The organism is Mycobacteriales bacterium (genome assembly GCA_035550055.1).
Lineage (GTDB): Bacteria > Actinomycetota > Actinomycetes > JAFAQI01 > JAFAQI01 > DASZTV01.
In genome coordinates this window covers 1-3,773 of sequence record DASZRO010000068.1, presented here as the reverse complement: position 1 = coordinate 3,773, position 3,773 = coordinate 1, and the positions used below count along the sequence as shown (strand labels likewise).

The 3,773-nt window shown below is 70.3% G+C and carries 4 protein-coding genes; 1 reads left to right on the top strand and 3 read right to left on the bottom strand.

All coding sequences use genetic code 11. The annotated features are described in order from the left end of the window. Positions 1 to 323 (bottom strand): hypothetical protein (locus VG899_10260; protein HWA66735.1); only part of this gene is annotated, 323 nt, incomplete at its 3' end. Positions 324 to 460: 137 nt separating this feature from the next. Here VG899_10260 and VG899_10255 point away from each other — a divergent pair. Continuing rightward, entirely contained in the window at positions 461 to 1,486 is a 1,026-nt protein-coding gene (locus tag VG899_10255; protein HWA66734.1) for a TIGR03617 family F420-dependent LLM class oxidoreductase, read from the top strand. Here the strand turns inward: VG899_10255 and VG899_10250 are convergent. Together VG899_10250 and serA are read right to left on the bottom strand one after the other, a co-directional pair. Continuing rightward, positions 1,470 to 2,324: an alpha/beta hydrolase gene (locus VG899_10250; protein HWA66733.1), complete on the bottom strand. Its 855-nt coding sequence runs from the start codon at positions 2,322 to 2,324 to the stop codon at positions 1,470 to 1,472. The genes VG899_10255 and VG899_10250 overlap by 17 nt on opposite strands. Before the next feature lie 2 nt (positions 2,325 to 2,326). Further along, the coding region (gene serA, locus VG899_10245) for a phosphoglycerate dehydrogenase (GenBank protein ID HWA66732.1) at positions 2,327 to 3,773 on the bottom strand (1,447 nt) is incomplete at its 5' end.

The following is a 3,773-nucleotide window of genomic DNA, read 5'->3' as shown; positions in this document are numbered from 1 at the left end:
GCGTGCCACAGCCAGCGGCCTCGACCGAAGGCGCCGGCTCGATGGAACAGCGAGACGTGGCCGACGATCCGCCACAGGATGAACAGCACGTTGAGCAGGACGAACTCGCGCAGCAGCCAACCCCATCGCGCGAAGTCATGGCCGCTCCGCGCGGACGCGGACGCGGTTGCCGTCGTCGCCGCGGTCGCCGCGGTCGCCGCCGTGGCCGCCATGCCGGCGCGCATCGACCAGCCGCAGGAAGGGCACACGTCGTCGGCCAGCGGGACCCGTGCCCGGCACGCGACGCAGACCCACGTCGGGCCCACCGCGGTCGCGTCACTCACCCGACAAGAATGCGTCGAGCCCAACGATATTGGTCACTCAACACCCCTCGAGTGACCAATATCGTTGGGCTCGCAGGAGGTGAAAGCGCCGAGAACGGCCCGGTCTGTGTGCTACTTCGCACTAGCCTGCCGACGTGGTGCCGATTGATGCCCACCTCGTTGCGCCGCTTGGCCACGAGGACGTTGCGGCGCGGGAGCTTGCCGAGATCGGCTTCGACGGCGCGTTCACCTTCGAGGGCAACCACGACGCCTTCTTCCCGCTGGTCGCGGCGGCGCGCTCCGGTGCGGACCTCGATCTGATGACCAACGTCGCGATCGCGCTCGTGCGATCGCCACTCACCCTGGCGTACTCGGCATGGGACCTGCAGACGTTGTCTCGCGGCCGGTTTCGGCTCGGTCTCGGCAGCCAGATCAAGACCCACGTCGAGCGGCGGTACGGCGCTCGGTGGGAGTCGCCGTTGGGGCAGATGCGCGAGTGCGTGGAGGCGATCCACGCGATATTCGCGGCGTGGCAGTACGGCGAGAAGCTCGACTACCGCGGCACCTACACCTCCCACACCCTGATGACGCCGACCTTCGATCCAGGCCCGAACGAGTACGGGCCCCCGCCGATCCTGCTCGGCGCACTCGGGCCGAAGATGACCCAGATGGTGGCCGAGGTCGCCGACGGTCTGCTCACCCATCCGTTCAACAGCCGGCGTCACCTGACCGAGCGCACCCTGCCCGCCGTCGACGCCGGGCTGGCAGCGGCCGGCCGTCCGGCGCGGGGCGCCGCGGACAGTCGCTTCGAGCTCGTGCTCGAGGCGATGGTCACCTGCGGCCGCGACGAACAGGAACTGGCCGCAGCGGCGCAGGCGAGCCGGATGCGCCTCGCGTTCTACGGCTCGACGCCGTCGTACCGACCGGTGCTGGAAGCCGAAGGATGGGAAGACCTGCAGCCGGAGCTCAACCGACTGTCGAAGCTCGGTCAGTGGCAGCAGATGGGCGAGCTCATCGACGACACGATGCTGCGGACCCTCACCGTCGTCGGTACGCCGAAGGAGTGTGCGGCGGGCATCAAGGAGCGGTTCGGCGACGTCGCGACCCGGATCGCGCTGAGCATGTCCAACGCGGCCGATCGATCACTGACCGGCGCGCTCCTCGCCGCTATCCGAGAAAGCTGAGCACCGCGTCCCGAAACTCCTCGGGACAGTCGACCCACGGGTTGTGCGCGGCGTGGGGCAGCTCGACGACCGTTGCGTTGGGCAGCATGTCCGCGATCAGGTGTCCGGCCTTCACGCCGGTGATGCCGTCGAGCGAGCCGACCAGGATCAGCACTGGGGCGGTGAGCGTCCTCAGCCGCTCGGTCAGGTCGAACTCCGCGGCGACCTCCGGGCCGGGCACGAAGGCAGCCATGGCCCGCATCGACATCTGGCGATCGGTGGACGCGGCGTGCTCCTGGGCGCGGTCGTCCCAGCGCGCGTACCCGAACACCCGCAGCTGTGGGTCGAAGCGCTGCCTCATCCGTTCCGGCATCAGCTTCAGCTCCGCCTCGACGGCGGCCGCTTCGGCGTACCAGGGCTCGGCCGAACGGCTCGCGCGAATCGCCGCGATGTCGCTGCCGACGTCCCCGAACGGCTTCCCGGACGGGGTGACCAGCACGACGCGACGGAGCCGCTGCGGATACCGCGCCGCGTAGGCGAGAGTGACGAACCCTCCGGCGGAATGCGCGAGCACGTCCACCGTCTCGAGGGCGTTGGCCTCACGTACCACCTCGAGGTCGTCGGCCAGCCGGTGGAAGGCAAGCGAGTCCCGGTCCGCCGGCAGCGGCGAGAGGCCAGTCCCTCTCAGGTCGACCCGCAACAGCCGGCGGTACGCCGAAAGGCCGGCCAGGTCCTCGAGGTACTCGGATGCGCGCGCCGGTCCGCCGGGCACGCACACCAGCGGTTCGCCCTCGCCGATGACGTGGACCGCGATCGTCTCTCCATCCGGCGTGTCGAGCCGGACGACGGAACTGTCCACGCTCAGTCGACGGGCAGATGGGCGGCACGGACCTGCGAAGCCCCGATCGCGTCGGCGATCGCGTCGAGCGTGCCGGGCGGTATCGCGGAGTCGACCGTGAGCACCATCAGCGTCGTGCCGCCCTCGGCCTTGCGCGAGACCTGCATGCCGGCGATGTTGACCCCGGCCTGGCCGAGCAGCTGACCGACCGCGCCCACGATCCCCGGTCGGTCCTCGTAGGTCACGAACACCATGTCCTCGGCGAGTGCGACCTCGACGTCGAAGCCGTTGACGCCGACCAGCTTCTGCACCATCCGCGGGCCTGTCAGGTTGCCGCCGACCGACACGACGCCGCCGTCCGCCATCACACCGCGGACCGTGAGCAGGTTGCGATAGTCGGGGCAGTCCTCCGTCGAGGTCAGGCTCGTCTCCACGCCGCGCTCCTTGGCCAGCAGCGGCGCGTTGACGTAGGTGACCTGCTCCTCCACGACGTCGGTGAAGACGCCCTTCAGCGCGGCGAGCTCGAGGATCGACACGTCGAACGCGGCGATCTCGCCGCGGATGTCGACGACGAGACTGGTGGGTACGCCGGCCGCGAGCGCGGTGAACAGTCGCCCGAGTCGCTCGACGAGCGGCAGGCTGGGCCGCAGCTCCTCGGCGAGCGCGCCGCCCTGCACGTTGACCGCGTCGGGGACCAGCTCGCCGGCGAGCGCCAGCTTCACCGACCGGGCGACCGCGAGTCCCGCCTTGTCCTGCGCCTCGGCCGTCGACGCGCCGAGATGCGGCGTGACGACCGCCTTCGGCTCGGCGAACAGCGGCGAGTCGGTGCACGGCTCGGTCGCGTAGACGTCGACCGCCGCGCCGCCGATCCGGCCCTCCTTGAGGGCCTGCGCGAGCGCCTGCTCGTCGACCAGACCGCCTCGAGCGGCGTTGACCAGGATCGCACCGGGCTTCATGAGCGAGAGCTCACGCTCGCCGATCAGACCTGCGGTCTCCTTGGTCTTCGGCAAGTGGATCGAGATGAAGTCGCTCTGCGCAAGCACCTCGTCGAGACTCATCATCTCGACGCCGAGCTGAGCGCCGCGGGCGGCGGGAACGTACGGGTCGTACGCGACGAGGCGCACGCCGAAACCCGCCATCCGTTGTGCGAACAGCACACCGATCCGGCCGAGCCCAACGACGCCGACGGTCTTGTCGACCACCTCGACGCCGGTGAAGGAACTGCGCTTCCACTCCCCCGACTTGAGGCTCGCGTTGGCCGCCGGGATGTTGCGTGCGGCCGACAGCAGCAACGCGACCGCGTGCTCGGCCGCGGAGGTGATGTTGGACGTCGGCGCGTTGACCACGAGTACGCCGCGGGCGGTCGCGGCGTCGGCGTCGACGTTGTCCAGCCCGACGCCGGCGCGGGCGACGACCTTCAGCCGAGTGCCTGCCGCCAGCGCCTCAGCGTCGATCTGCGTCGCGCTGCGG